Source organism: Planktothrix sp., assembly GCF_046067725.1.
Classification (GTDB): Bacteria; Cyanobacteriota; Cyanobacteriia; order Cyanobacteriales; family Microcoleaceae; genus Planktothrix.
This window is the reverse complement of record NZ_JBJUDF010000270.1, coordinates 1-26,007: the sequence shown is the minus strand read 5'-3', so window position 1 is coordinate 26,007 and position 26,007 is coordinate 1. Positions and strand designations below refer to the sequence as shown.

The 26,007-nt window shown below is 38.3% G+C and carries 19 protein-coding genes and 1 other RNA gene; 16 read left to right on the top strand and 4 right to left on the bottom strand.

Annotation, left to right across the window (positions count from 1 at the left end; all coding sequences use genetic code 11):
* A partial coding sequence (locus ACKPEB_RS16705) for a cation diffusion facilitator family transporter (RefSeq protein WP_408966090.1) occupies positions 1–918 on the top strand: 918 nt, incomplete at its 5' end.
* 206 nt (positions 919–1,124) lie between these two features.
* On the opposite strand, the gene ACKPEB_RS16700 is transcribed toward ACKPEB_RS16705, so the two are convergent.
* Both ACKPEB_RS16700 and ACKPEB_RS16695 read right to left on the bottom strand, forming a co-directional pair.
* On the bottom strand, positions 1,125–2,756 hold the full coding sequence (locus tag ACKPEB_RS16700) for an adenylate/guanylate cyclase domain-containing protein (RefSeq protein WP_408966089.1): 1,632 nt from the start codon (positions 2,754–2,756) through the stop codon (positions 1,125–1,127).
* A gap of 291 nt (positions 2,757–3,047) precedes the next feature.
* Complete coding sequence (locus ACKPEB_RS16695; protein WP_408966088.1) at positions 3,048–3,704, bottom strand: HEAT repeat domain-containing protein; 657 nt, start codon at positions 3,702–3,704, stop codon at positions 3,048–3,050.
* 196 nt (positions 3,705–3,900) lie between these two features.
* Here ACKPEB_RS16695 and recF point away from each other — a divergent pair, with 196 nt between their 5' ends.
* The 3 genes from recF (at position 3,901) to ACKPEB_RS16680 (ending at position 11,649) form a co-directional block, all read left to right on the top strand.
* Positions 3,901–5,058, top strand: coding sequence for a DNA replication/repair protein RecF (gene recF, locus ACKPEB_RS16690; RefSeq protein ID WP_408966087.1), 1,158 nt, complete (start codon positions 3,901–3,903; stop codon positions 5,056–5,058).
* A gap of 160 nt (positions 5,059–5,218) precedes the next feature.
* Positions 5,219–10,312, top strand: coding sequence for a PAS domain S-box protein (locus ACKPEB_RS16685; RefSeq protein WP_408966086.1), 5,094 nt, complete (start codon positions 5,219–5,221; stop codon positions 10,310–10,312).
* The gene (locus ACKPEB_RS16680; protein ID WP_408966085.1) at positions 10,309–11,649 is read left to right on the top strand and encodes an ATP-binding protein; all 1,341 of its coding nucleotides are present in this window, start codon (positions 10,309–10,311) and stop codon (positions 11,647–11,649) included. The genes ACKPEB_RS16685 and ACKPEB_RS16680 overlap by 4 nt, the downstream gene beginning before the upstream one ends.
* A gap of 29 nt (positions 11,650–11,678) precedes the next feature.
* On the opposite strand, the gene cysH is transcribed toward ACKPEB_RS16680, so the two are convergent.
* Complete coding sequence (gene cysH / locus ACKPEB_RS16675; protein WP_408966084.1) at positions 11,679–12,545, bottom strand: phosphoadenosine phosphosulfate reductase; 867 nt, start codon at positions 12,543–12,545, stop codon at positions 11,679–11,681.
* Positions 12,546–13,029: 484 nt separating this feature from the next.
* Between cysH and ACKPEB_RS16670 the strand changes: the two genes are divergently transcribed.
* From ACKPEB_RS16670 to ACKPEB_RS16615, 12 genes are all read left to right on the top strand, one after another.
* Positions 13,030–14,169, top strand: a complete 1,140-nt coding sequence (locus tag ACKPEB_RS16670) for a DegT/DnrJ/EryC1/StrS family aminotransferase (RefSeq protein ID WP_408966091.1) — start codon at positions 13,030–13,032, stop codon at positions 14,167–14,169.
* 19 nt (positions 14,170–14,188) lie between these two features.
* On the top strand, positions 14,189–15,064 hold the full coding sequence (crtB, locus tag ACKPEB_RS16665) for a cyanoexosortase B (protein ID WP_408966083.1): 876 nt from the start codon (positions 14,189–14,191) through the stop codon (positions 15,062–15,064).
* 82 nt (positions 15,065–15,146) lie between these two features.
* Positions 15,147–15,863, top strand: a complete 717-nt coding sequence (locus tag ACKPEB_RS16660) for a cyanoexosortase B system-associated protein (protein ID WP_408966082.1) — start codon at positions 15,147–15,149, stop codon at positions 15,861–15,863.
* A 62-nt stretch (positions 15,864–15,925) separates the two neighbouring features.
* Positions 15,926–17,572, top strand: a complete 1,647-nt coding sequence (locus ACKPEB_RS16655) for a polysaccharide biosynthesis/export family protein (RefSeq protein ID WP_408966081.1) — start codon at positions 15,926–15,928, stop codon at positions 17,570–17,572.
* A gap of 94 nt (positions 17,573–17,666) precedes the next feature.
* Positions 17,667–19,910: a GumC family protein gene (locus ACKPEB_RS16650; protein WP_408966080.1), complete on the top strand. Its 2,244-nt coding sequence runs from the start codon at positions 17,667–17,669 to the stop codon at positions 19,908–19,910.
* A 15-nt stretch (positions 19,911–19,925) separates the two neighbouring features.
* Positions 19,926–20,192 (top strand): YciI family protein, encoded by a 267-nt coding sequence (locus ACKPEB_RS16645; protein WP_408966079.1) that lies wholly within the window; start codon positions 19,926–19,928, stop codon positions 20,190–20,192.
* Positions 20,193–20,215: 23 nt separating this feature from the next.
* Positions 20,216–20,312, top strand: an RNA gene (ffs, locus tag ACKPEB_RS16640) — signal recognition particle sRNA small type.
* 97 nt (positions 20,313–20,409) lie between these two features.
* Complete coding sequence (locus ACKPEB_RS16635) at positions 20,410–20,769, top strand: phasin family protein (protein WP_408966078.1); 360 nt, start codon at positions 20,410–20,412, stop codon at positions 20,767–20,769.
* Between the two features lie 138 nt (positions 20,770–20,907).
* Positions 20,908–21,318, top strand: a complete 411-nt coding sequence (locus tag ACKPEB_RS16630) for a hypothetical protein (protein WP_408966077.1) — start codon at positions 20,908–20,910, stop codon at positions 21,316–21,318.
* Positions 21,319–21,484: 166 nt separating this feature from the next.
* A complete protein-coding gene (locus ACKPEB_RS16625; protein ID WP_408966076.1) occupies positions 21,485–22,855 on the top strand; it encodes a DNA phosphorothioation system restriction enzyme in 1,371 nt (456 codons plus the stop codon).
* A 126-nt stretch (positions 22,856–22,981) separates the two neighbouring features.
* On the top strand, positions 22,982–23,221 hold the full coding sequence (locus tag ACKPEB_RS16620; RefSeq protein WP_408966075.1) for a hypothetical protein: 240 nt from the start codon (positions 22,982–22,984) through the stop codon (positions 23,219–23,221).
* Entirely contained in the window at positions 23,218–25,284 is a 2,067-nt protein-coding gene (locus ACKPEB_RS16615; RefSeq protein WP_408966074.1) for an AAA family ATPase, read from the top strand. Before ACKPEB_RS16620 ends, ACKPEB_RS16615 begins: the two co-directional genes overlap by 4 nt.
* Before the next feature lie 42 nt (positions 25,285–25,326).
* On the opposite strand, the gene ACKPEB_RS16610 is transcribed toward ACKPEB_RS16615, so the two are convergent.
* The coding region (locus ACKPEB_RS16610) for a M48 family metalloprotease (RefSeq protein ID WP_408966073.1) at positions 25,327–26,007 on the bottom strand (681 nt) is incomplete at its 5' end.

The following is a 26,007-nucleotide window of genomic DNA, read 5'->3' as shown; positions in this document are numbered from 1 at the left end:
ATGCTTCAGGATAATCGTTCAAAAGTTCAACAAGTTTTATTGCTAACCTTGGGTTTAAATCTAGTGGTTATGTTAATTAAAGTTGTCGTAGGAACAATCACAGGGTCTTTGAGTTTATTAGCGGATGCGTTGCATAGTGTTACTGATAGTGCCAATAATATTTTAGGGTTAGTTACGAATCATTTTGCATCTCCTGAACCCGATCGGGAACATCCTTACGGGCATCAAAAATTTGATGCGTTGGGAGCTTTGGGTGTGGCTATTTTTTTAGGAATTGCCTGTTTTGAAATTTTGAGTGGTGCAGTAGAACGGTTATTTAAGGAAGGTAAACCTGTAGAAGTTTCTCCGCAAGAATTATGGATTTTGTTAATTGTTTTAGGAATTAATATTTTTGTCGCTTATTATGAACGGGCAGCCGGTCAACGTTATGGTAGTGCTGTTTTAGTAGCAGATGCTAAACATACGATGAGTGATGTTTGGATTACGATTATGGTAATTGGAGGATTAATTGGGATTTGGCAAGGAGAGGTTTGGAATTTACCTCAATTGCAATATTTAGATGTGATTTTAGCCTTTCCAGTTGCTTTATTAGTCTTTAAAAGTGGTTGGACTGTATTAAAAGAAAATTTACCTTGGTTAGTGGATCAAATGGTGATTGATCCTGAAACAATTCGAGAGATTGTCATGTCTGTTCCTGGGGTGATTAACTGTCATAATATTGCTTCTCGTGGAATGATTGGGCGACAAGTTTTTATTGAAATGCACATGGTTGTTGAAGCGGGGGATGTGGAAACTGCCCATCGCATTACAGAAGCAGTGGAAATTGAATTGGAAAATCGTTTTAGTCCGGTTAGAATTTTAATTCATGTTGAACCGCCCCAATATCAATCGGAGCAAATTACCTATGAACCTCAATAGGTTTCTTGGTTGTGTTTCTATTAAATCGATCTTTGGGATTGCGTCGTCATCAACAAAGAACTTTCAAAAACTAATTTTTAGACAGTTCCAAAATCAATTCAAACAATTTCCTAAAATTTTCAGCAGTTGATACCGATGTGCAAGTTGAGTATTCATGATTATATTTCCCTGATTTAACGTTCTACTAATCTGGTATTTTAATATTCTTAAAAAGATAAAACCGTTGATTGAACTTCTTGCCAATGGATGCGATAAAGTTGTAGCGGTTCAGCTTTTCCTTTAACAATAACAGGGGGAATTTTTTCTAACGGAAGATTCCGATCTTTTAATTGATTAAAAGTAGATTGAGAAATTAAAATTTCGTTTTTTTGAGCAGCAGAACAAATCCGACTGGCAACATTCATTGTATCGCCAATATGGGTATATTGAATCAGTTTAGAAGAGCCAATATTTCCCGCCGCAACCTGTCCGGTATTCAATCCAATATGAATATAAATCGGTTCACCATAATGTTGTCTCCATTTCTCATTCATGCGATAAACTGACCATTGCATTTCAATCGCTGCCCGCACGGCTCGATCCACATCATCATGACGAGAATAAGGTGCTCCCCAAACGGCAACTAAGGCATCTCCAATATATTTTTCTAAGGTTCCTTCAAAGGGAAAAACAATTTCCTCCACCATAATTTTAAAATATTCATTAAGCATAGAAATTACTTGACGCGGCTGCATTCGAGAGGACATTTCTGTAAAGCGAGTAATATCAGAAAATAAAGCGGTTACTTCACTTTCTACAATACTTTCGACAATTCCTAAATTTTCTTCCCGTAATTTTCGACTTACGGCTGGTGGAAAAAATCGTTCAAATTTATTCCGCATCACCGCTTCTTCTTTCATTTTTTTATATAATTCTGCATTATCAATCGCGATCGCGGCTTGATTGGCTAAAGCCGTTAAAAATTCCACATCTTCAGGAGAATAAACATTAGACAATGATAAATTATCTACATATAAAACCCCGATCACAGTATCTCGTAGTTTTAAAGGAGCACACATTGAGGCGTGAATGGCTTGAAATAAAATTGATTCAGACCCTTCAAATCGTTCATCAGATTGGGCATCCGCCGTTAACAAGGCATTCCCCGTTTCTCGAACCGTATTGGTAATTTTTTTACTATAAAAATGTTCATCTGCCAAAGGTTCTTCACGAAATTTAACCGCTTTTTGCTCTAAATTATTGGTTTTGGGATTGACCAGCAAAATTGCTGCCCGATCTACATTCATAATTTGAAATAATAAATCTAAAATTTTATCGAGTAATTTTTTAAGTTCATGGGGAGAAGATAACTCTTTGCTGACTTCTAATAAAATTTTTAACTTATCAACAACCCTTAAATGGGCATCTTGTTGCCGAATATTTAAAACCGAACGTCCGGCTTGGGAAGGATCTAATAAATCTTGAATAATCGTATAACTTGCATCGGTTGCAAATTCTTGAATCACAGAGGTTTGAGAACTGTCAGCATTGGCTTTGTACGCAGGTGTAAGAGCAATATTCATAAACTTAAATACCACCCGACCACAGCGAATTAAATCCCCAGACTTGAGGGTTGAGTGTTCAATCATCACCTCATTAACAAAGGTATGATTACTACTATGCAAATCCGTAATTGTGATTTTTTCCTCACGGACATCAATGCAAGCATGACGACGAGACAGACTCACATCCGCCAAACAAATCGTGTTTTCCCGCCCCCGTCCGATGGTATTAGTACCGAACTGCAAGTTAAAGGTCATGGCGTTGGTTGTATCGGGGTTGTAAATAATATATGGCACTTTCCGGTTAACCTAATTCCTAATCAAAGCGTGACATTGACGGGATTGTGCGAATCAATAAAATTTTAGTTTGATTGATAGCAATTGAAATATAGGTGTTTGACATAAGAAAGCCTCAAACCCTATCACCCGGGTTTTTCCTCCTTCGTGTTCAGTGGTTCCTTTTTTCCCTGCTATAAAAGGCATCTTTAAGAAGGTCAAAGAAAAACAACAAAGCGAGCAACCGTTGATTCTTCGGGTTGGCGTTGCTGCTTCTTTAAATTTACCCCCAATTTACCCATTTATTTTAATTTACAGTGCTCCTTCTAAGGCAGCCCCTACGACTCGGTGATCTTCGTCTTTTTTTAAATCCTGTAATGCGGCTAGGGCTTGGGGATGATTAAATTGTCTCAATGCTAAAGCTACACGAGTTCGGGTTCGCCAAACCGGGGTTCTGACTAATTTTAAAAGCTGGTTTAAGGCGTCCATTTGTTTTTCTGTTCCCGCTAATACCCCTAACCCATCAATAGCCGCTTCTTGAGTCATTTGTTCCGGTGCACTCAACCCACACACACAGATGTCATACAACGCTTGGGGGTGGCGAAGGGTCATTAACGGTTCTAAAATGCTCCGTCGTACCAAGCTATTGAAATCTCGACCAAAACAGCGAACCAGATCAGGAATTGCTATCTCACCATATTGAAACAGGGAGTTCGCCGCTTCAGCACGAACATTAGCATCGGGATCATGATTCAAAAGTTCGACTAAGGCTTGGAAAGATTCAGGAGATTGTTGACGTCCAAGTCCCATGGCCACAAAAGACCGGATAATAAATTCTGGATCACTGAGTTTGCTGATTAATAGGGGAATTGCCACTTGACTCTCATAATCGTTGAGTTCCGTTAGTGCTCTGAGTCGCTCGTGAAAATCATGGCTATTCAGGCAGGTTTGGATTTGCGGGATTTTCATAAGAATCCTCCAGAAGCGTTAAAATTTAAAATCTGTGTTTTAAACAAAAGGGTCTTAATCGTGTTTAGGTAATTAGTGATGACCTATAAACCTATTTACTTTACTGCAAAATCTTAATTCCGCAAAACTATCTCCAGAAATAGGAGCCAACTTGTATATCCACTTAGGTGAACGTTAATTTTTGATTCCATTCAATATGTATTTAAAACTGTTATATTTACGTCAATTCCGTAACTATTTTGATCAAAAAGTTTGGTTTGAAGCTCCTAAAACTATTTTATTAGGTAATAATGCTCAAGGTAAATCCAATTTATTAGAAGCCGTTGAGTTACTTTCGACTCTGAAAAGTCATCGGGTCAGTCGGGATCGAGATTTAATTTTTGATGGTAAACCGACAGCACAAGTTACTGCGACCGTTGAACGAGATCTAGGAACATTGGATTTATCGGTTATACTCCGTTCCCAAGGGGGGCGAACTGTTGCTCTCAATGGTCAATCTTTGCGGCGTCATTTGGATTTTTTAAGTGTATTAAATGTGGTGCAGTTTTCAAGCTTAGATTTAGAATTAGTTCGAGGTAGCCCTGAATACCGACGCAATTGGTTAGATCGATTATTGGTACAATTAGAACCGATTTATGCTTATATTTTACAACAATATAATCAAGTTTTGCGTCAACGCAATGCTTTATTAAAATTCATTAAACAAAATCCAGAAGGGATAGACTCTCAAAAACAAGAAGAATTAGAACTTTGGAATGCTCAATTAGCTGTAGCTGGAACCCGGGTTCTCCGCCGACGAAATCGAGTATTAGAGCGTTTAGTTCCTCTCGCTAAAGCTTGCCATCAATCCATTAGTGGAAGGACAGAATTATTAGATATTATTTATCAACCTAATATTAATTTATCTTTATCAAATCAATGTTTATCAACGGCTTTACCAGAAACAATTCAACAAGCGTTTTTACAAAAAATAGCAACCCGGGCGATCGCCGAAAAACAACAAGGTATTTCTTTAGTTGGCCCCCATCGAGATGATGTGATGTTTACGATTAATCAAACCCTGGCTCGAAATTATGGTTCATCGGGTCAACAACGCACGTTAGTTTTAGCGTTAAAATTAGCAGAATTACAATTGATTGAAGAGGTGGTTAGAGAACCGCCTTTACTTTTATTAGATGATGTCTTAGCTGAATTAGATTTGCACCGACAAAATCAACTTTTAGAAGCCATTCAAGATCGGTTTCAAACCTTAATTACCAGTACCCATTTAGGAGCTTTTGATGCTCAATGGTTAAAACAAACTCAAATTCTCAGTGTAGAAGCAGGAGAAATCACCCCGGGGAACTCATGGTAAATCCTTCCCAAATTGCAAATTCAACGTATAATTAAAATATGATCCAGTAAACTGTGCCAATAAAAGGAATCAGATTTGATTGTTCAGCAACTCGTGAAAAGATTCCTGAAGAAAACAGCCAGCACTTCTACCTGAACGTTTGATCCCATCAAACCATTCCATGAGCAATTTTTTCTCTTTCTTCCATTCTCGATTAATCAGTCAAACCTTGAGAAGAATTCCGTTACGGTTTGTATTGATTTTTCCCTTTGTGATCCAAATTACTGCAACAGTATCGATCATCGGTTATCTCTCCTTTTTGAGTGGACAACGTGCCATTGAAAAAATCAGCCGTGAACTCATGGATGAAGTGACTTACCGTGTGGAAGATCATCTGCAACAACTCACAGAAACTGCAAAAACTATTACAAATCTGACTCTGGATTACTGGAAAGTTGAAAATATCGATTTGAAAAATCTCAGCCTCCTCGAACATCAGCTATTTTTAAATCTACAAAATTTTAAATCTATTAGTAGAATATCATGGGGGAATGAACAGCATAATTTTATATCCGTTACGCGTTCTAAAGGTCAGCGAATTTTGCGTTCTAGTCCTCAAGATTCATCACTAATTTATGATTATGCCATTGATCATACCGGAAAACCGATTAGACTGTTAAGAGCCTTTAAAAAACCTAGTGTTACCCTCCGTCCTTGGTATCAAGATGCTGTCAAAAAGCGAAAGACAAGCTGGGGTTCTTTTTATGCTGTTGAAAATCAAGAAGATTTTGGATTTAGTCTCAATACCCCGATTGATCATCCCATGACAGGAGAATTGTTAGGGGTTTTTTCTGTTGGAATTGTTTCCTTTGATTTGAGTAATTTTCTCAGTCATATTCGAGTGGGAAAATCAGGACAGGTGATTTTAATTGATCGCCAAGGAAATTTAGTAGCTCGTTCTTTTGGAAAAAATTATCAACAAGATGATCAAGGATTGAAAAAAATTAATCTTTTATCCAGCGAAGATTTATTATTAAATCAACTTGGAAAATTTTTAATTGAAAAATTTGGAAGTTTCCAAGAAGTTCAAACATTACAAAACGTTGATTTTACGATTCCCCCAACTCGGTTGGGAAGCTTATCAAATCATTATTTTTTACAAGTTTTCTTCTTAAAAGATCAATATGGTTTAGATTTACTCGCTATTGTCGTCATTCCTCAAAGTGATTTCATGGCTGAGGTTCATACTTATTTGAAAAAAACCTTTTTTGTGTGTTGTGGGATTTTTTTCTTATCTATTGGTGTAGGGATCTTAACCAGCCATTGGATTATTAAACCCATTTTAGTCGTTAATAAAGCGGCTAAACAGATTGCAGAAGGTGAAATTCAGCACCTCAGCGATTTTGGTAGACGTGATGAAATTGGGGAATTAGTTCAATCCTTTAAAGGAATGAATACTCAATTACAGAATGCTTTAGTTCAACTTAAATTAGAAATTCTTAAACACAGAAAAACTGAATCCAAATTACGCCAAGCTCAACAAATTTCAAAACTCAGTATTTGGGAATTTAATTACCAAACTCAAACTACCATTTGGTCTCCAGAAGTTTATCAAGTTTATGGTCTTGATTCTAGTCTTAAACCGCCTCAAGGGAATGAAATATTACAGTATATTTATCCTGATGATCGCTACATCTATCGTCAGGAAATTCTTGAACCTTTATGGGCAAAGAAATCCTTGGCGGCAGAATTACGAATTGTGCGTTGTGATGGTTCAATTTGCTATATAGAAATCCAGGGAGAACCAATTTTTGATCCACAACAAAAACAGGTGATTCGTCTATTAGGAACCCTCAGAGATGTTACAGACCGCAGACAAGTGGAAATCACTTTAAAAAATCAAGAACAATTACTGCGGAGTATTTATGAGGGAGTTGACGAACCTATTTTTGTGGTAGAAGTTGGAGACAATGGAGAGTTTTACTATGTGGGAACGAATCCCGCCCATGAGAAAGCAACCGGTTTTCCGCGTCAATTATTGTTAGGAAAAACTCCTCAAGAATTAAATCTTCCTTCCTGGGAAAAGATTGTTCAACATTACCAAGATTGTCTTGATGCGGGAACCTCTATTTCTTATGAAGAAGTCGTGGTTTTAAATGGTGTAGAAAGATTTTGGTATACCAGTCTTACCCCTTTAAAAGATTTAGAATCTAAAATTTATCGAATTGTAGGAACCACCTTAGATACCACTTATATTAAAAAAACTGAGCGATCACTACAAGTCGCGTTAGAACAAATTCAACAACATTTTGAAAATTCTCCTTTAGCGATTATAGAATGGGATGCTCAAGTAAAAATTAAACGCTGGTCAAAACAAGCCGAAAAGATATTTGGTTGGAAAGCCCATGAAGTGATCGGTTTATCGAATCATGATTTTTCGATGATTTATGAAGAAGACAAAGAAACCGTTGATCAAGGAATTCAGCAGATGATATCAGGTCAGGTTAGTACCTTGAAAATACAAAATCGAAATTATACAAAAACCGGAGAAATTCTAGTGTGTGAATGGTTTTTCTCTGGACTTTTTGATCAAGAAGGAAATTTAACCTCGACTTTATCTTTTGTTCAGGATGTTACCGCCCGTCAACACGCAGAAGAAGCATTACGTCAAAGTGAAGAACGATTTAGAAGTGCCTTTACCAATACTGCCATTGGAATGTTTATTATTTCAATAGAGTGTAAATTTTTACAAGTTAATGAGGCGATTTGTAAAATTTTAGGGTATTCCGAGGCTGAACTTTTAAAGTTAACCTTTGATCAAATTACGTTTTCAGAAGATTTTAAAAAAGATTTTAATTTTGTAGAAAAAACCTTAAAAGAAAAACGAAAAACCTATACTTTAGAACAACGATTAATTCATAAAAACGGGCATTTAGTTTCAGGATTACTGAGTGTTGGCTTAGTTCAAGATCGTCAAAATCAACCCCTTTATTTTGTTGTGCAATTTCAAGATATTACGCAACGAATCCAAGCCGAACAAGCTTTAAAAGAAAGTGAACAACGATTTGAACGAGCAATTAAAGGATCAAATGATGGTATTTGGGATTGGTTTGATGTCAATCAAGAAAGAATTTGGTATTCTCCTCGATTTTTTGAAATGATTGGTTATCAACCGAATGAATTTGAACCGACGTTAACCCGATTTAGAAATTTTATTCATCCTGATGATCGTCAAGGGGTTTTTCAAGATATCGAAAATCATCTGCGGTTTAATCTACCTTACTTAATCGAATATCGTTGGTTACATAAATTGGGCTATTATATTTGGGTACAAGTCAGAGGTGAAGCTTTTAGAGATGAACAAGGAAATCCAGTGAGTATGGCGGGTTCTTTGAGGGATATTACAGAACAAAAAAATGCCGAATTAGTGTTACGCCAAAGTGAAGCTAAATGGCGACATTTAATCGAAGCAAATATTATAGGAATTCTCTTTACTGATTTTGAAAGCAGAATTGTAGAAGCCAATGATGCCTTTTTGCAAATGTTAGGTTATAGCCGTGAGGAATTAGAAACCGGACAATTACACTTAGATGTAATTATCCCTGATTATCGCCAAGAAGTCTATCAGCAAAGGCTTAAACAAATTTTAACTGACAAAGTTTTACCGCTTCATGAAAATGAATACTTGCATAAAAATGGAACTAGAATTCCGGTTATTATCGGGATAACTTTATTAGAAGAAGTCCATCAAGTGGTCGCTTTTGTGTTAGATCTCACCCAACAAAAACAAACGGAATTTGAACTGCAAAAAGCTAAAGAACAAGCGGAAATGGCAAGTCGAGCCAAAAGTACATTTTTAACTAATATGAGCCATGAACTTCGGACTCCCTTAAACGCCATTTTAGGCTTTACCCAACTGATGGTTAGAGATAGCACCTTGGCATCCCATCATCGAGAAAAATTAAATATTGTGAACCGCAATGGAGAACATTTATTACAACTGATTAATGATATTTTATCGATTTCTAAAATTGAAGCGAATCGCATGACCCTGGAAGAGAAAATTTTTGATTTATATCAATTTGTGGAAGAGGTTAAAGATACCTTTGAACTTAGAGCAACCTCAAAAGGGTTACAATTAATGGTTGAGCGATCGCCCAATTTACCCCAATATTTACAAACCGATGAACGTAAATTGCGGCAAGTGCTGATTAACTTATTAGATAATGCGATTAAATTTACCGATCAAGGTTCGATCACCTTAAAAATTAAACCCTTAGACCTAATCCTGAACCCAGTTTCTAATCCCTCTGACTACAGGATTCAATTTCAAGTCCAAGACACAGGCGAAGGGATGACCCCAGAAGAATTAGAGACAATCTTTGATGCGTTTGTACAAACCAGTAGTGGCCAAAAATTTGAACAAGGAACAGGTTTAGGGTTGCCGATTAGTCGCCGTTTTGTAGAATTAATGGGGGGTGAAATCACCGTTAACAGTCAACTCGGAATCGGAAGTTGTTTTGAGTTTACAATCTGTGTTCAGCCGATTGATTCAGCAAACCTGACCTTTCCACAGCCTCGCTATCAGGTGATTGGCTTAGATCCCCAACAACCCCAATACCGAATTTTAATCGTCGAGGATTCACAAGCCAACGGCCAATGGTTAGCAAAATTGTTACGTTCTGTTGGGTTTGATGTGGAAGAAGCTGATCAGGGAGAAAAAGCTTTGAGTTTAGTCGAATCTTACAATCCTCATCTAATTTGGATGGATATGGGAATGTCAGGAATAAATGGTTATCAGGCGACTCAAGAAATTAGAGCGAAAAAGGCTCAGACCTTGTTAACGACTCCTCCTAATTTTGATCCGTTTCCCAAAATTATTGCGGTTTCTGCTAGTGTATTTGAAGAGGAACGCCAAAAAGCGATTATTGCAGGCTGTGATGATTTTGTGGGTAAACCTGTAACCGAAAATTTAATTTGGGAGATGCTCAAGAAACATTTAGGAGTAAAGTATAGAGTTGAAGGCTCCAAACTTCATAAAGCTGAACCTCATGAAATTCAGGATGCAGTTATTGTTCAAGCTTTAACAACTCTTCCCCCAGAATTATTGAATCAGCTTGCTATGGAAACTCAAATTGGGGATTCTGAAAAGCTCCTCAGTTTACTGGCACAAATTCCGACTTCTCAAACGTTTTTAATTAATACACTTACAGAATTAATCAATAACTTTGAGTTTGAATTAATTCTTCATTGGGTTCAACTGGCTTTGTCATGAAATCTAATTCTGCTTCTAACCCTATAGCTGATATTCTAATTGTTGATGATGTTCCTGATAACTTACGGGTTTTATCTCAAGTGTTATTAGAACAAGGTTATCGAGTGCGTAAAGCTACCAATGGACAATTTGCATTAAATTCAGCCCACTTGATGCCCCCAGATTTAATTTTATTAGATGTCATGATGCCCGATTTAGATGGCTATCAAGCTTGTCGTTGTCTGAAAGCGGATGAACGGACACGGAATATTCCGATTATTTTTATTACCGCTAGAGATGATATTCAAAGTAAACTCATGGGCTTTGAAGTGGGGGGATTAGATTATATTACAAAACCCTTTGATGTCCAAGAAGTGGTGGTTCGGGTTGCGACTCAACTTAAAATTAGCCGATTACAAAAAGAATTACAATTACAAAAAAATCAGTTACAGGAAAAAAATCAACAACTTGAGCAGGAAATTAACGAACGCATTACGGCTCAAACTGAACTACAAATTTTAAATCAAGATTTAGAATCTAAAGTGGAACAACGGACTCAAGAACTTAAACAAAGAAATCAAGAATTACTTCATCTTCAAAAACAATTAGAACAGTCTTTAAAAAAAGAACAGTCATTAAGTGAAATGAAATCTCGTTTAATTACGACAATTTCTCATGAATTTCGCACGCCTTTAACGGTAATTATGACTTCTAATGAGTTAATTAAATATAAAATTGAAAAACAAAAGACTCAAAATTTAGAACGTCATTTAAACCAAGTTAATGAGAGTGTTAAACGAATTGAACAAATTTTAAATAGTGCCATTGTTTTGGCGGAAGCTGAATCTAATTTAATTCATTTTGAACCTCAATCTTTAAATTTAGATCTATTTATTAAAAGCTTAGTTGAAGATTGGCAAAACCCCCTGGAAGATCAATCCTATCAAATTGAATTATTGACTCAAGGAAATCATCCTGAAGCATTCCAAGCTGATCCCAACTTCCTGAAACAAATTTTCATTCATCTATTGACCAATGCGATTCGTTATTCTCCCAGTGGAGGAACTATTTATCTGAATATTAATTATCAACCCACTGAGGTTGTTTTCCAAATCCAAGATCAAGGAATTGGCATTCCTGAAGCTGAACTCGAACAAGTCTTTGATGCTTTTTATCGCGCGGCCAATGCTGACTCGATTTCAGGAACCCCTGGGGTCGGATTAGGATTAACGGTTGTCAAACGCTTGGTTGAATTTCATCAAGGCACCATTACCATTGAAAGTACCCTCAACCAAGGAACAACCGTGACTCTTTGCTTTCCCCTTCCTGAGAAGGAATCAAGCTCAGGAGAATTCTGAGCACTGCCGTTGACCCACAGAGCTTGGATTTACAACGAACTAGAATCCAAGCTTTTCGCTTCTTCTTCCGTTTGAGGTAAATGTAAACCGCATTCTTGTTTTAAACCTCGGAAACGGGTATCCCGTTCATTTTCATCCGTTGCCATTAACGGACGACTCGAATGCCAATCTCCAACGGTGGTATATCCCAAATCAAAATAGGGATGGTACGGTAAATTATATGTTGTTAAATATTGATAAATATCCCTAGAATTCCAAGATAAAATCGGGTGAACTTTGTATCGTCCTGATTGTTGAGTCACTTGACGTAAGGTTTTACGGTGATGGGTTTGATCTGCCCGTAACCCCGCTAACCAAGCCGTCGCCTTTAATTCTTTTAAGGCGCGTTGCATCGGTTCAACTTTGCGAATTTTATCATAATAATTTAAAGCATCAACGTCATTTTTTTCCCATAATCGACCGTGTAAAGCTTCCATTCGGGCTGGACTCATGGGAGACTGATAAACTTTTAAATTCAGGTTAAGACGTTCTGTTAATTGTTCAGCAAAAATATAAGTTTCAGTCGGTAAATAACCTGTATCCACCCAAATAATTGGAATATTAGGAACAACATTAGTAACCAAATGCAGCATCACAGCGGCTTGAATACCAAAGCTGGTACTCATCACCAAACCTTCCCCAAAGACGTCAGCCGCCCACTCAACTACCGTCGTTGCATCTGCATTCGCTAATTGTTGATTAACGGCATTCAAATCAATTCTAAGTGATGAATGGTCTGAGGGTTGATCCCGATGATCACGGTGCTGTTGGGGCTGAGTGTGATCGTCTGTAACGGGGGAAGATGTAGATTTGAGATTCCCGTTGACATTGGGATCAATCAGATTCAATTGTGGCATAGTTTTACTGGTTTCCCTTGTTATCGATATTAAGTGTAGACCATCAAGGGTCTTGGGCTTGGCTTAACATCGGACGTGAGTTCGTCGTTTTCGCGCCTACTCACCCCTTTCAACACCACTTAAGCTCACACCCACCCCGATAATTTCAGATGTTCTTGAGTTGTATAGCGAATTTTACCATAATCCAAATTGCAAATTCTATAGCACTATGTTCTAGGGAACAGGGAACAGCTTAACAGGGAACAGTAAGGTGTGAAAGGGTTTGCTGGATTTAGACCTGTCCTAACCATCGCGCGTAGCGCTATAGTGTTCAAGTTCTTTTGAATGTAACAAATTATTTCCGTTTTTGCTAAGTTTTGTGACTGTAATCGTCACAGATTTATTGTTATTAATTCGTATTCCTTTTGACTCCAACTCGACACCCTGCACCCTTCTTCTTCACCCTAAGCTATGCTGGTGTTGCTGATATATGCTCATGGTTGATATGACTAGCACCCTAAGTTCAGTTCCCTTTGTTGATTTAACTTTGATCCACGATCCCCTTAAACCAGAGATTCAAGCAGCGATCCAGGCTGTGATGGATCAAAGTGATTTTGTCTTAGGTCACGCTTTAACCGACTTTGAAATTGCCTTTGCCAACGCTTGTGGGGTTCAGTATGGGGTAGGGGTCGCCTGTGGAACAGATGCGATCGCACTCGGTTTACAAGCGTGTGGAATTCAACCGGGGGATGAAGTTTTAGTTCCAGCTAATACGTTTATTGCCACACTGATTGGAGTATTACACGCAGGAGCAACTCCCGTTTTAGTCGATTGTGATCCCCATACCGCTTTAATTGATCTCAATCAAGCCGACAAAGCCGTTACCAAAAAAACCAAAGCCATTATTCCAGTTCATCTTTATGGTCAAATGGTTTCTCCCCATCAACTGTTTGCCTTTGCTAAAGCTCATGATTTAATTATTTTTGAAGATGCGGCTCAAGCCCATTTAGCCGAACGAGAAAGTTATGGTGCAGGAAGTATTGGGTTAGCCGCTGCATTTAGTTTTTATCCGAGTAAGAATTTAGGAGCTTTTGGGGATGGCGGAATGGTGGTAACTCAAAATGAAACCGTTGCTGCCAATTTACGAAGTTTAAGAAACTATGGCGCACCGCAAAAATATGTTCATACCGAACGGGGAACCAATAGCCGTCTCGATACTTTACAAGCGGCGATTTTAAAAGTTAAATTACCCCATTTAGAACAGTGGAACCGCGAGCGCAATTTTGCAGCTGAAAAATATGATGCCTCTGTTTTATTAATGCGAGAAAAAGGAATTATTCCCATTGAAAATCAAAGTGCAGATGGTCATGTTTATCATCTCTATGTGATTCGGGTGACAGAAGACTGCGCCATAACTCGCGATCGCCTCAAAGACCAACTCAGCGAGCAAGGAATTCAAGTGGGAATTCATTACCCCATTCCCTGTCATTTGCAACCCGCTTATCAAAATTTAGGCTACAAAGAAGGAGACTTCCCCCAAGCGGAAAAACTAAGTCAACAAATTCTATCTTTACCGATGTATCCAGGGTTAACAACCCACCAAATTAATCAGGTTATTAGCGCGATTCAGTCAACTATTAATTAGCATTCAATTCTTAACAATTATGCAAGTTAACCGTAAAATTCCCATTGCCATTGAACAATATTTAATGCCTGGAATTGTTGTTGTATTGATGGTGTTGTTATATGCTCCCCTTTTAATTCATTGGTACGACGGCTGGCTCAATAAAAATATTGGGATTGAGCATGAATATTTTAGTCATGGTTTAATTGGTTTACCTTTTGCGGCTTATATTGTTTGGACGAAACGACAGGAATGGCAAGATTTACCTAATACAAGCCATCCATTCGGAATTGGATTAGTTGTCATTGCTAGTATTTTTTATTCGAGTGGATTAGGGGATTTAGTGAATCTTTCCTTTCCGTTAATGTTAACGGGAATTTGTATTAATTTTAAAGGAATTCCAGGGGTTAAATTAATGGGGATCGCTTTAGTTTTTGTTTTCTTAGCAACTCCTCATTATTTACCCTATTTAATTGAACCTTTAGCCTTACCCTTGCAAACCTTTATTGCCCACGTTGCTGGATTTGTTCTGACTCAGCTTAATTTAGAGGTAACGGTAGAAAAAATTTATCTGTTTGTGAATGGTCAGATTGTAGAAGTAGCCCCCCACTGTGCCGGATTAAAAATGTTATTTACAAGTTTGTATGTGGGATTAATGTTACTGTATTGGACAGGACTTTTAGCTTCAAGAACCCTCAGTATTTTGTTCTTAGTGAGTGCAGCTTTTATTAGCATTTTTGCTAATATCATGAGGAATACACTATTAACACTGTTTCATGGAACAGGACAAGATGGGTTATTTGCATGGCTTCATGAAGGATGGGGTGGAGATTTATATTCCGCCTGTATGCTAGGTTTATTAGTTGTCTTAATTAATGGATTACAACATTATGCCACGATTGATTCCGAATCGTAATGATTGTGGGTGAACAGTTGGCTTGTCTCTTCTACCCATTCCCAATTTCTGATTCCCTATTCCCTGTTCCCTAATTACAAATATGATTTTATCGCTGAAACTGCGACAGAAACAATCTCAAATTATTATTGTCATTTTAATGACGGTGTTGTTAATAGGTGTTGCCCTTCCCGGCTATATTAGCCAAAAACTGGTTTGGAGGGATATGCCTCAACTCAAAACACTCCCCCAATTGCAAACGGTTAGAAAAGAAGGTTTAAGCCTTTCAGGATGGCAAACGGTTAAGATTCAATCGATCAAAATTGGAAATCAAGAGTGGTTAAAACAAGAAGTAAAACAGGACAAAAAAAACGCAATTGTGCTGTTATTTCCCCAAAATTATTATAAAGATCAACCTCAAGTTGAATGGATGGATCTGAATGGATTTTTAGGTTGGAAAACCGATGAGGAGCAACAAAATCGCTTCTCGGTCAAATCTACATCAAAGGATTTAGATCCGGTTGAAGTCCAAGTTAAATTTTTTAAAGCTTGGACAACGACCCAAACCTATGCGGTGGCTCAATGGTACGCTTGGCCAAATGGTGGACATCCAGCACCGAGTCATTGGTTTTGGGCGGATCGTTTTGCTCAATTCAGTCGAAATCGTGCTCCTTGGGTCGCTGTTGCTCTTTTGATTCCGATTAAACCTTTAGGGAATATCCAAGAAGTTTGGCCTGTGGCGGCTTCCCTAGGTGAAAGTGTGCAAGCATCTTTAATGGCAGAAGCGTTAGTTGCCACCCTTCCTGAATGGCTAAATTAGAACGGTCGGATGGGTCATCTACACACAACTTCAACAACCGACCCCTTCAATCGGGGGAAATTATGAATCAGCGTTACCACAAAACAGGAGTTTCTCTCTTTCTCACCAGTCTGTACTCAACGAGTTGGATTGTTTCTTTTACCGCGTTATTATGGGGATGGACACCTCAACAACGGGTTTTAGCTCAAACCGCCACCGTTCCCGAAAAATGTGTAATTCCCCCGGAAGTTGCGAGTCAACAATATCCAGGGGCACAACTGCAACCGCCTCGGTTTCCGCAACCAACCTGGCCACAACTCATACAACTCTTTGAACGCTCTGGGAATCCCGTTTTAGATCGTTCTGGAGCAATTCCTCCCCCCATTGATAATCGTTATTTCAAACGGTTGAGTCAAAATCGCGGGACGAATTATCGTTTAGGGCCAGGGGATCAATTGTATATTGATGTCTTTATTAATGGTCAGCGTTCTAATGATTTAAGTGTTCCCACCTCCACTGTTACCCCCGATGGCGCAATTTTACTACCCTTAATCGGAGCCATTCGCGTTCAGGATTTAACGCTCGAACAGGTACAGTCTATTATTGCCAATCGTTTAAATCCTTATGTTAGAAATCCCCAAGTTAACCTCTCTTTATTAACCCAACGTCCTGTACGGGTAACGATTACCGGAGAAGTCGCCCGACCGGGGTTTTATCCCTTAGCCAGTCCTGAAATTCCAATTGCGTTAACAACAGCCCAAGGAACCACTACAGCCGCCGATTTACGACGGGTGCAAATTCGGCGCACCTTAGCTAATAATCAAGTGGTGGAAACCGAAGTGGATTTGTTAACTCCATTATTATTGGGGGTCAGACCTGCCGATGTGTTGTTAGAAGATGGAGATGTGATTGTAATTCCGTCTCAGGAGGTTCGTAGTTATCAAGGGCCAACCCGAAATATTTTAGAAACCTATAGTTTAGCCGCAGCACCGACGGCGGTGAATATTACCATTGTGGGAGATGTCACCCGACCTGGATTTTATCAACTTCCCCCCGGAGGCGGACAATTAACAACGGCGATTCAAGCGTCAGGAGGAGCTAGAATTACCTCGGATTTACGGTCGGTTTTGATTTGTCGAATTACTGTTGAGGGGCGATTAGTTGAGGATATTGTGGATTTGTATACCCCGATTAAGGAAGCAACGGCTTTACCGAATGTTTCCTTACAAAATGGAGATGCAATTATTATTCCCAAACTGCAACCGGATGAACAGGAAGATTATGATCAACGGTTGATTGCAACATCCAGTTTGGCGAGTCCTCAAATTACGGTGAGAATTTTGAGTTATCCCATTAATGCGGTGGGTGCGGTGGTATTACCCAATGGAAGTAGTTTTATTGATGCCTTAAACTCGGTGCCATTAAATTTAGCAGATATGACGGAAATTGCTTTAATTCGTTATGATCCAATTACCGGAAAACCCACAAGACAGATTTTAAATGGTAAAAATGTATTAGCGGGTGATGCAACCGATAATATTTTGCTACAAGACAATGATGTGTTGGTTGTCAATCGCAATTTAGTTGCCCAGATTAGTTATGTGTTAAATACTTTTACTCAACCTTTCCGCGATATTCTTGGATTTCTCCTATTTTTCCAACAATTACAAGCCGGGGTTGAAAGTTTATTTACTCCGACGGGTTCGGGAAGTAGTGGTAATCAAAGATAAATGATCAAGATTCCCAATTCGTAATTCGTAATTCGTAATTCCCAATTCGTAATTCGTAATTCGTAATTCGTAATTCACTGTTCCCTGCTCAATTATGACTTTACCCATTGTTAAACGATATTTAATTGCTTTTGACCAATATAAATTAGCGGGTTTTGCGACGTTTATCGTCGCATTAGGTGCATCAGGAGCCGCTGCAATGTTGATGGAACCTCCAGAGACTCCGCCTTTTAAAGCAACGGGTTTGATGACGGGTCAAAGTAGTCCAGTAATTTTTTCTCAAACGGGTGAAATTATTCAGCAACAAGGACAACAACTTTCCCAAGAAATGTTACTTCCTATCAGTATTCTTGAACCTCTTGTTAAAGAATTTAATCTGACACCGAATGATTTGAAAAAAAAATTAGCCGTTAAGGTAGAACCTGGCGTTCCGGGGGGTAAAGATGCTCCAGGGACTCCGATGAAAATTACGGTTTCTTTTCAAGATCCTAACCGAGAACGATCCGTCAGCTTTGTTAATATCCTGATGAAAAAAATGGAGGAACAAAGTCGGGTGATTAATACTCAGCAATTGAATAGTATTATTGAGGCGATTCAAGAACGCTTAAAACCCGCCGAAGCCGAACTAAGAAAGGCAGAAAAAGAGTTAGAAAATTATGATAAACAAGAAGGAGCAACGATTTTAAGTTTAGAAAGTGGTTCTTTACCCACAGCTATTTTAGCCAATGAACAACAGCAAAAAGATCTGAATTTACAGTTAGAAGCTTTGAATGCTCAAATTGCGAGTTTAGAATCTCAATTAGGTTTAAATGTTGATCAAGCTTTTGTTTCCCAAGCGTTAGCGGCTGATCCAATTATTGCTCAATTACGGGTGCAATTGTATGAAATTGAATCGCAATTAGCGGTTTTACGCAAGGATTATCGAGATCAACATCCCGTAGTGGCAGAGTTAGTCAAACGTCAACAAGCGGCTGAACAACAATTACAAGAACGGGCTTCTGAAGTGTTAGGAGGAGATGGAATTGCAGCCCCTCTAGTCAGCGTGGATCAAATTCGAGTGGATTCCTCTCTTGACCCCACTCGTCAACAGTTAGCTCAAAATTTAATTGGGTTGAGAACTCAAAAGGAAAGTTTAGAACAACAATTAAAAGCCTCAAAAAAAACCGGAGAAGATTTAAAGCGGAATTACGCCACCATTCCGAATAAACAAATGGAAAAACAACGCCTAGAACAGCAGGTGGCTTATAAAAAAGCATTATATGATCAAATGCAGGCGAAATTAGTAGATGCTCAAGCCGCCGAAGCGGAAACAACCAGTAGTTTAGCGATCGCAAAAGAAGCAGAAGCTCCTGATGTAGAAACCCCGAAAGCAATGAGTATGGTTTTAATTTTGGCGATGGGAGGATTAGGTGGGGTTTTAGGGGGTGCAGTAATTATTTTTGTGTTAGGAATGCTCAGTGGGAAATTCTACACCTGGGAAGAAATTCAGGGGGCATTTAAAGAACGAGAAGTCCCCCTTTTGGGTGTGGTTCCAACGGTGTTTTTATTCTCAGGAGAAGAGCATTTACCGTTATTATTAAAACCCCATTCGGCTTATTTGGAATTTTATGAAAAAATCCGCAGTAATTTACAACGTTCAGGAAAGAAACCCCCTAAAATTATTTTAATCACCAGTGTTGGAGATACTGAAGGAAAAACATTAACCGCTTATAATTTAGCGATCGCAGCCGCCCGTAGTGGGAAACGTACCTTATTAATTGAAGCTGATTTCCGATCAAGTTCTGAAGTTGAATCTTTAAGATTAGCGGTTGATCCGCAAAGTTTTATTGAACCGTTGCAATATTATGGCGATTTATATGGGTGTATTCGTTTAGTTCCTGATGTGAATAATTTGTATGTAATCCCCGCTCCTGGGCCAGTACGTCATCCCGCAACCTTGTTAGAATCAAGCGAATTACGGCGTCTTTTAGAGGAAGTTCGTTATCGATTTGATTTTGTGGTGATTGATAGTCCTTGTTTTCATGGTAATAATGATGTTTTAACTTTAGAACCTTATACCGATGGAATGGTAATAGTTGCTCGTCCGATTTATACCGCATCAGGGCTCTTAGGAGAAACAACGGATAAATTAATGGATACTGAAGATGAAGATCCGAAAAAATATCGTCCGCGACTTTTGGGAGCCATTGTTAATGGGGCAGATATTTATGTTGATGACGTTGAAGAAGATAGTTTAGAACATCAAGAAACAATTCGTTCTCAACCTCGTCCCCAACCCGCACTCAAACCTAAAACCCCGCACTCCCAAAAACGATTACCCGCTAAGGTTCGGAAATAATATAGAGGAATAATTATGCCTTGGTTTGCCAAAATTGAAACGGGAATTGTAGAAAAAGCCGTGTTTGATCAATTTGTTCCGGCCCATATTACCTACGTTCAAGAATTAATCGCTAAAGGTCATCAAGCTCGGAGTGGTTATTGGGCCAAACGAGGCGGCGGGATGTTGATTTTTCAAGCAGAGTCCTGGGCGGAAGCGGAAAAAATTGTAGCCGAAGACCCTTTGATTCAGAATGGCTGTGTCACTTACGAACTTTATCAATGGTGTTTGGTTGCAGAATAAAAAAATGTGTTATAGTAGTAAATGACCTGGACTTATGCGATTGGAACGCCCAAACCTTGTCAGAACCGGAAGGTGGCAGCAATACGGGATGCTTCTGATAGGCGTAAACTCCGGGTCACTTTTTTTAAACGGATTGCACGAATTAAATAAACACAGATTTTAGAAAAAGTTGATTTTGATTAGCAACCGTTAATTTTTTCAGGAAGTTGGAGTCATTATGCCGGGTTTCGGAGATCTTTTCCAAAAAGCCGTTTACTTGGGAGTGGGGTTAGCTTCTTATGCGGGAGAAAAAGCCAGTAAAACCCTCGCAGAATTACGCACGGATGCTCAAAAATTAGCCGATGAGCTTGTGAAACGGGGTGAAATGACCACCGAGGAAGCTCGCCGTTTTGTGGAAGAAACGATTCAGGACATTCAAAAACCAGGAAGTGTTCCTCCTGTTTCACCGCCTAAATCAGAACCCCGCCGCATTGAAATTTTAGAGGATGAGGAACCCACTCAAACCGATGAGGGTGTGGAAACGTTAAGACAAAAAGTACAGGATTTACAAGAGGAATTGCGACGTTTACAGCAATAGCTCAGGAATAATCAAAGTCAACGCTTCAAAAAAATTCACAATTAATCGTTGATTTTTTCGCGCTATACTAGAATATTAGTATAGCTATTTTTGGCTATATTTTATAAAATTTATTGAGAAAATTGGTTAATCAGTCCCATGGAAGAGTGGTCAAAAAGTATTGTAGAAGCAATAGAAACTGTGGTTTCGGACATGGATAAATTTTTTACAGACGTGACTGAAGAATTTAATGAAATGTTGGGCGAGCTCACCAAGATTTCGGAAGAAATTACCGATGAGGTACAAAATAAAATTCTTCCTGAATTAGATGAATGTATCAATGAGTTCTTTGAACCGATTATTGATATTTATTTAGATCTCGATATTGAGAGTGAGGGAGAACATTTTGATCCCTTTGTTACATACGTTCAACCGACAGAAACAGAACAACCCGCTTGTCGAGGATGTAAACATTATCACGGACAGGTTTATGGCGGAAATTTATTAGTTTGTGGGATGCACCCGATGGGGGCTGAAGCCGAAACTTGTCCTGATTGGGAAGGGGAATAGACAATTACGAATTACGAATTACGAATTGGCAATCAGCAAGGGTCATTAATTTTTTCCAGGTTCTATTCAGGACAATAATTACTTTAGTTTAAAATCTTAGATATTAGTTAATAGATTAACGGTTAATTATTAACTCTTACACTGATAACTGATAACTGTATATAAGATGGGTAATCGCTTATCTGTTCCTCAAATTCCGCCATCGTTGCATCTACGTTCTTATCAAAAGCAGGCGGTTCATAATTGGTTTGCTAATCGGGGGCGGGGAACGTTAAAAATGGCAACGGGAAGCGGTAAAACGATTACGGCTTTAGCGATCGCTACAGAATTATATCAAAAAATTGGTTTAGAAGCATTAATTATTATTTGTCCCTATCGGCATTTAGTGACCCAATGGGCAAAAGAAGCTGAAAAATTTAATTTAAACCCAATTTTAGCCTTTGAAAGTGTGCGTTATTGGCAACGGCAATTATCAACAGAATTATATCAATTAAGAGCCGGATATCAACCGTTTTTAACCGTTATTACCACTAATTCTACCTTAATTTCTGAAGGATTTCAATCTCAACTGCGTTATTTTCCTGAAAAAACCTTAATTGTAGGAGATGAAGCTCATAATTTAGGAAGTCCCCGCTTAGAGGAAAGTTTACCGCGCAATATTGGCTTAAGATTAGCGCTTTCTGCTACTCCTGAACGACATTTTGATGAAAGTGGAACCGATGCTATTTTAAATTATTTTGGGTCGGTTTTACAACCGGAATTAACCTTAGCAGAAGCGATTAATCAAGGAGCATTAGTTCGGTATTTATATTATCCGGTTTTAGTGGAATTAACCGAAGCAGAAAGCCGAGCATATCATCGGTTAACCACTCGCATTGGTTGGGCGTTAATGGATGATAAAGATTGGGAAAATAACGAAACAATTACCGCTTTATTAATTCAACGGTCTCGGTTAATTGCTTCAGCAACGAATAAATTAGATGCTCTGCGAGAGTTAATGAAAAATCGGTTACAGACAACCCATACATTATTTTATTGTGGGGATGGAAGTGTAGAAACCTTAGAAGATTATTCCCCACGACAATTAGAAGCAACCGTTGAATTATTAGGGTCAGAATTGGGTTATCGGGTGAATACTTATACCGCCGAAACTCCTTTAAATGAAAGGGAAAAATTACGTCAACAATTTGAACGCGGGGAATTACAAGGGTTAGTTGCCATTCGGTGTTTAGATGAAGGAGTAGATATTCCCGCGATTCAAAATGCTGTTATTTTAGCCAGTAGTTGTAATCCTCGACAATTTATTCAGCGACGAGGAAGAATTTTAAGACCCCATCCAGGGAAAGAAAGAGCAACATTATTTGATATGATTGTGTTACCGCCTGATTTAGATCGAAATACCTTAGAAGTTGAACGGAATTTATTAAGAAAAGAGTTAAAACGGTTTTTAGAATTTGCGAATTTAGCCGATAATGCAGGGGAAGCAAGATTAAAATTACTTCAGTTACAAAAGCGATATGGTTTATTAGATTTATAAGACTTTTAAAGCTTCTCCCTATTTCCAAATTTAAGAAATTATTGTAGGATTAAGAAGAGCGTGGGTTAAACTGATGATTAACCTCACAACCCCAATCATAGGCATTAGTCCTAGACAGCAATTAAAATGTTTAAATATTCTGAAAGTCTTATTACCGCCATTACTAATGTTTTCTCCGAGAAAAAATTAATCTATGGGGATAATATTAACCCTAAAGAAGCTCAAGACCCCATTACTAATGCTTCCCCAGAAGTTCGAGAAATTATTGAACGAGTTTTACAAGCTGAACGGGATAAACTCTATATGAAAAATCCTCGTAATATTAATGATGATATTCTTAAAATTATTAAGGATGTGGTGAAATGAAATTAATTTCAATTCAACTGTGTAATTTTAGGCAATTCTATGGAAAAACACCTGAAATTATTTTAGCATCAGGTCATAGAAATACCACAGTAATTCATGGCAATAATGGGGCGGGAAAAACCACATTAATGAATGGGTTTACTTGGGTTCTTTATGAAAAGTTTAGTGCGGCTTTTGCCATTTCTGAACATTTAGTCAATAAACGCGCTTTAAATGAAGCGGAACCCGGAAAAGCGGTGGGATGTTGGGTGGAATTAATCTTTGAACATGATCATAAACGATATTCAGTTAAACGGATTTGTCGAGCTTATAAAAATGGGATGGAAATAGAACATGGTCGCAGTGAATTATCAATGCAAGTGGCGGGAGATGATGGACGCTGGACGATACCGCCTCACCCTCCTGAAGAAATTATTAATCGAATTTTACCGTTAAGTTTACATCAATATTTCTTTTTTGATGGAGAGAGAATTGAGCAGATTGTTCGAGATGAACGCAAAATTGAGATTGCTGAAGCAACGAAAGAATTATTAGGGGTAGAAGTTTTAAATCGAGCGATTAAACATTTAGGAGAAGCTAAAAAATCCTTAGAAATTGATTTAGGAATGATTGGAAATCCTGAAACTAAAAAGTATTTACAAGATAAAAAGACAGCCGAACAGGAAATGGAACGATTGTTGCACAGACAAACTGAAATTACTCAAGAATTAGATAATCATAAACAGGTAAAATTAACTTTGAGTGAACGGTTAAGGGAGTTAAGCGGTGCGGCGGAATTACAACAATTGCGGGATGAATTAGACCGAAAAAAACAATTACTGCGAGAACAACTGCGTCAAGCTCATATTGCGATTAATCGAGGAATTTCAACCAAAGGCTATACAATTTTAATTCCTGAATTAACAGCAGAATTTAGAACCTTATTCTCCCAAATGCAAGAAAGGGGAGAGTTAAATACGGGAATTACAAAGCAGTTTTTGCAGAGTTTATTAGAGGAAAAAAAGTGTATTTGTGGGGCTGAATTAATCCCTGGTAATAGCGGATGTGAACAGGTTGAACAATGGTTAAATCAAGCGGGAACGGCGGATATTGATGAAACAGCGATTCGTTTAAGCACCCAAGTGGATGAGTTAGAAAAACAAGCTAGTGAATTTTGGGAGGAAATTAACCGTCAACAATTGAATATTCAAACTTATCGAGAAGAATTACAACGAATAGAAAATGAATTGGATAGTATTACAAATAAACTGAGAAAATTTCCTGATGAGAGTATTCAAGATTTACAAAAGCGGTTAGATGAAATTGAACTAAAAATGGGAGAATTAAATCGAGAAACAGGTTCAAATCAGCAACAAATTGAAAATTTTAAAACCAGTATTGAAAGTTTATCTCGACAGATTGATAAACAGCAAATGAATGAAATGAAACAAGTCTTAGTCCAACGCAGAATTGCTGCAACTCAGGATGCGATTGTGCGGTTAATGGAAGTGAAAGACCGTTTAGACCAACAATTTCGCTGTCAGTTAGAACATCGGGTACAAAAACTTTTTAGCCAAATTTCTTTTACTCCTTATTTACCGAAATTAACAGAAAAATATGAATTAAAATTAGTGGAAACTACCGCCGGAGAGGAAGCGGAAGTGGCGGCTTCAACAGGAGAAAATCAGATTTTAAGTTTATCGTTTATTGGGGGAATTATTGAGGGAGTCAGAGAATGGAGTCAAAAAAATACTTTAATGGGCCCCGATAGTAGTACCTTTCCGATTGTTATGGACTCGCCTTTTGGTAGTTTAGACGAGATTTATCGGCGACAAATTGCGAATATTATTCCACAATTAGCGAATCAATTGATTGTTTTAGTGACAAAAACTCAATGGCGAGGAGAAGTGGCGGAAGAGATGGAAAAACGCATTGGACGCGAGTATATTTTATCCTACAATTCTCCAAAACTTGATTGTGAAGAAGATTGGATAGAATTAGGAGGAGTGCGTTATCCGTTAGTCCATCACAGTCCGAATGAGTTTGAATATACGGAAATTTTAGAAGTGGAATATGATTTTTAAATCCATTTTTTTGACTTCCTCTTCCCTATTTCCTACTAGGAATTACTGACCAAAACGACGGTCAATATCATCCGCAGCCGAACCTCCTCGATGGGAATTAATTCTTAAAGATTGACCATCTTTTGAAAGGTCATAAGTTAAGGGTTGAGTTGATTGAATTAAGCTTTCTCCTTCCTGAGCTAAAGTTGCGGGAGGATATTGATTCATTAACGCTCTAAGCTGGTCAATTCGCTTTGGAATAGCCGGGTGTGTTGTATCAAATTCCGCGCCAGGAGTGCGTCCTAAAACCTCCATTACTCGAATACATCCTTCTGCTTCAAAGCCAGCTTTAGCCATATATTGATAGCCAATTTCATCGGCTTCAAATTCTTGTTTTCGATTATTTTCAGCGAGTTTTTTTTCTAATTCTGCGGTTTTTTGTTCCACAATTTCTTGAACCCGTTGTTCGGCTTGAGCTAAACGTTGACGACTGGCATCTTGTAATGCTCTATTGCCAATATTTCCCGCCGTTCGACCCCAACCACCTAAAAAACCACCAATCGTTTGTAAAACAGCACCTCCAATTGAAGTTCCCGTTGCATCAGATTTAGCATCTTGAATTTCCGCTAAAACTTGTTCTTCAGCTTCTTTTTGAATGCGTTCTTTTAAAGCCATTGCTTCGGCTGGCCCTAACGCAATATGACGTTCAACATGATGGGCTATTTCATGACCAATAACACAAGC

Excerpts from the sequence above, each read along its gene's own strand:
- ACKPEB_RS16695 (WP_408966088.1), bottom strand. The coding sequence starts at position 3,704 with ATGAAAATCCCGCAAATCCAAACCTGCCTGAATAGCCATGATTTTCAC.
- recF (WP_408966087.1), top strand. The coding sequence starts at position 3,901 with ATGTATTTAAAACTGTTATATTTACGTCAATTCCGTAACTATTTTGAT.
- ACKPEB_RS16685 (WP_408966086.1), top strand. The coding sequence starts at position 5,219 with ATGAGCAATTTTTTCTCTTTCTTCCATTCTCGATTAATCAGTCAAACC.
- ACKPEB_RS16680 (WP_408966085.1), top strand. The coding sequence starts at position 10,309 with ATGAAATCTAATTCTGCTTCTAACCCTATAGCTGATATTCTAATTGTT.
- cysH (WP_408966084.1), bottom strand. The coding sequence starts at position 12,545 with ATGCCACAATTGAATCTGATTGATCCCAATGTCAACGGGAATCTCAAA.
- ACKPEB_RS16670 (WP_408966091.1), top strand. The coding sequence starts at position 13,030 with ATGACTAGCACCCTAAGTTCAGTTCCCTTTGTTGATTTAACTTTGATC.
- crtB (WP_408966083.1), top strand. The coding sequence starts at position 14,189 with ATGCAAGTTAACCGTAAAATTCCCATTGCCATTGAACAATATTTAATG.
- ACKPEB_RS16660 (WP_408966082.1), top strand. The coding sequence starts at position 15,147 with ATGATTTTATCGCTGAAACTGCGACAGAAACAATCTCAAATTATTATT.
- ACKPEB_RS16655 (WP_408966081.1), top strand. The coding sequence starts at position 15,926 with ATGAATCAGCGTTACCACAAAACAGGAGTTTCTCTCTTTCTCACCAGT.
- ACKPEB_RS16650 (WP_408966080.1), top strand. The coding sequence starts at position 17,667 with ATGACTTTACCCATTGTTAAACGATATTTAATTGCTTTTGACCAATAT.
- ACKPEB_RS16645 (WP_408966079.1), top strand. The coding sequence starts at position 19,926 with ATGCCTTGGTTTGCCAAAATTGAAACGGGAATTGTAGAAAAAGCCGTG.
- ACKPEB_RS16635 (WP_408966078.1), top strand. The coding sequence starts at position 20,410 with ATGCCGGGTTTCGGAGATCTTTTCCAAAAAGCCGTTTACTTGGGAGTG.
- ACKPEB_RS16630 (WP_408966077.1), top strand. The coding sequence starts at position 20,908 with ATGGAAGAGTGGTCAAAAAGTATTGTAGAAGCAATAGAAACTGTGGTT.
- ACKPEB_RS16625 (WP_408966076.1), top strand. The coding sequence starts at position 21,485 with ATGGGTAATCGCTTATCTGTTCCTCAAATTCCGCCATCGTTGCATCTA.
- ACKPEB_RS16620 (WP_408966075.1), top strand. The coding sequence starts at position 22,982 with ATGTTTAAATATTCTGAAAGTCTTATTACCGCCATTACTAATGTTTTC.
- ACKPEB_RS16615 (WP_408966074.1), top strand. The coding sequence starts at position 23,218 with ATGAAATTAATTTCAATTCAACTGTGTAATTTTAGGCAATTCTATGGA.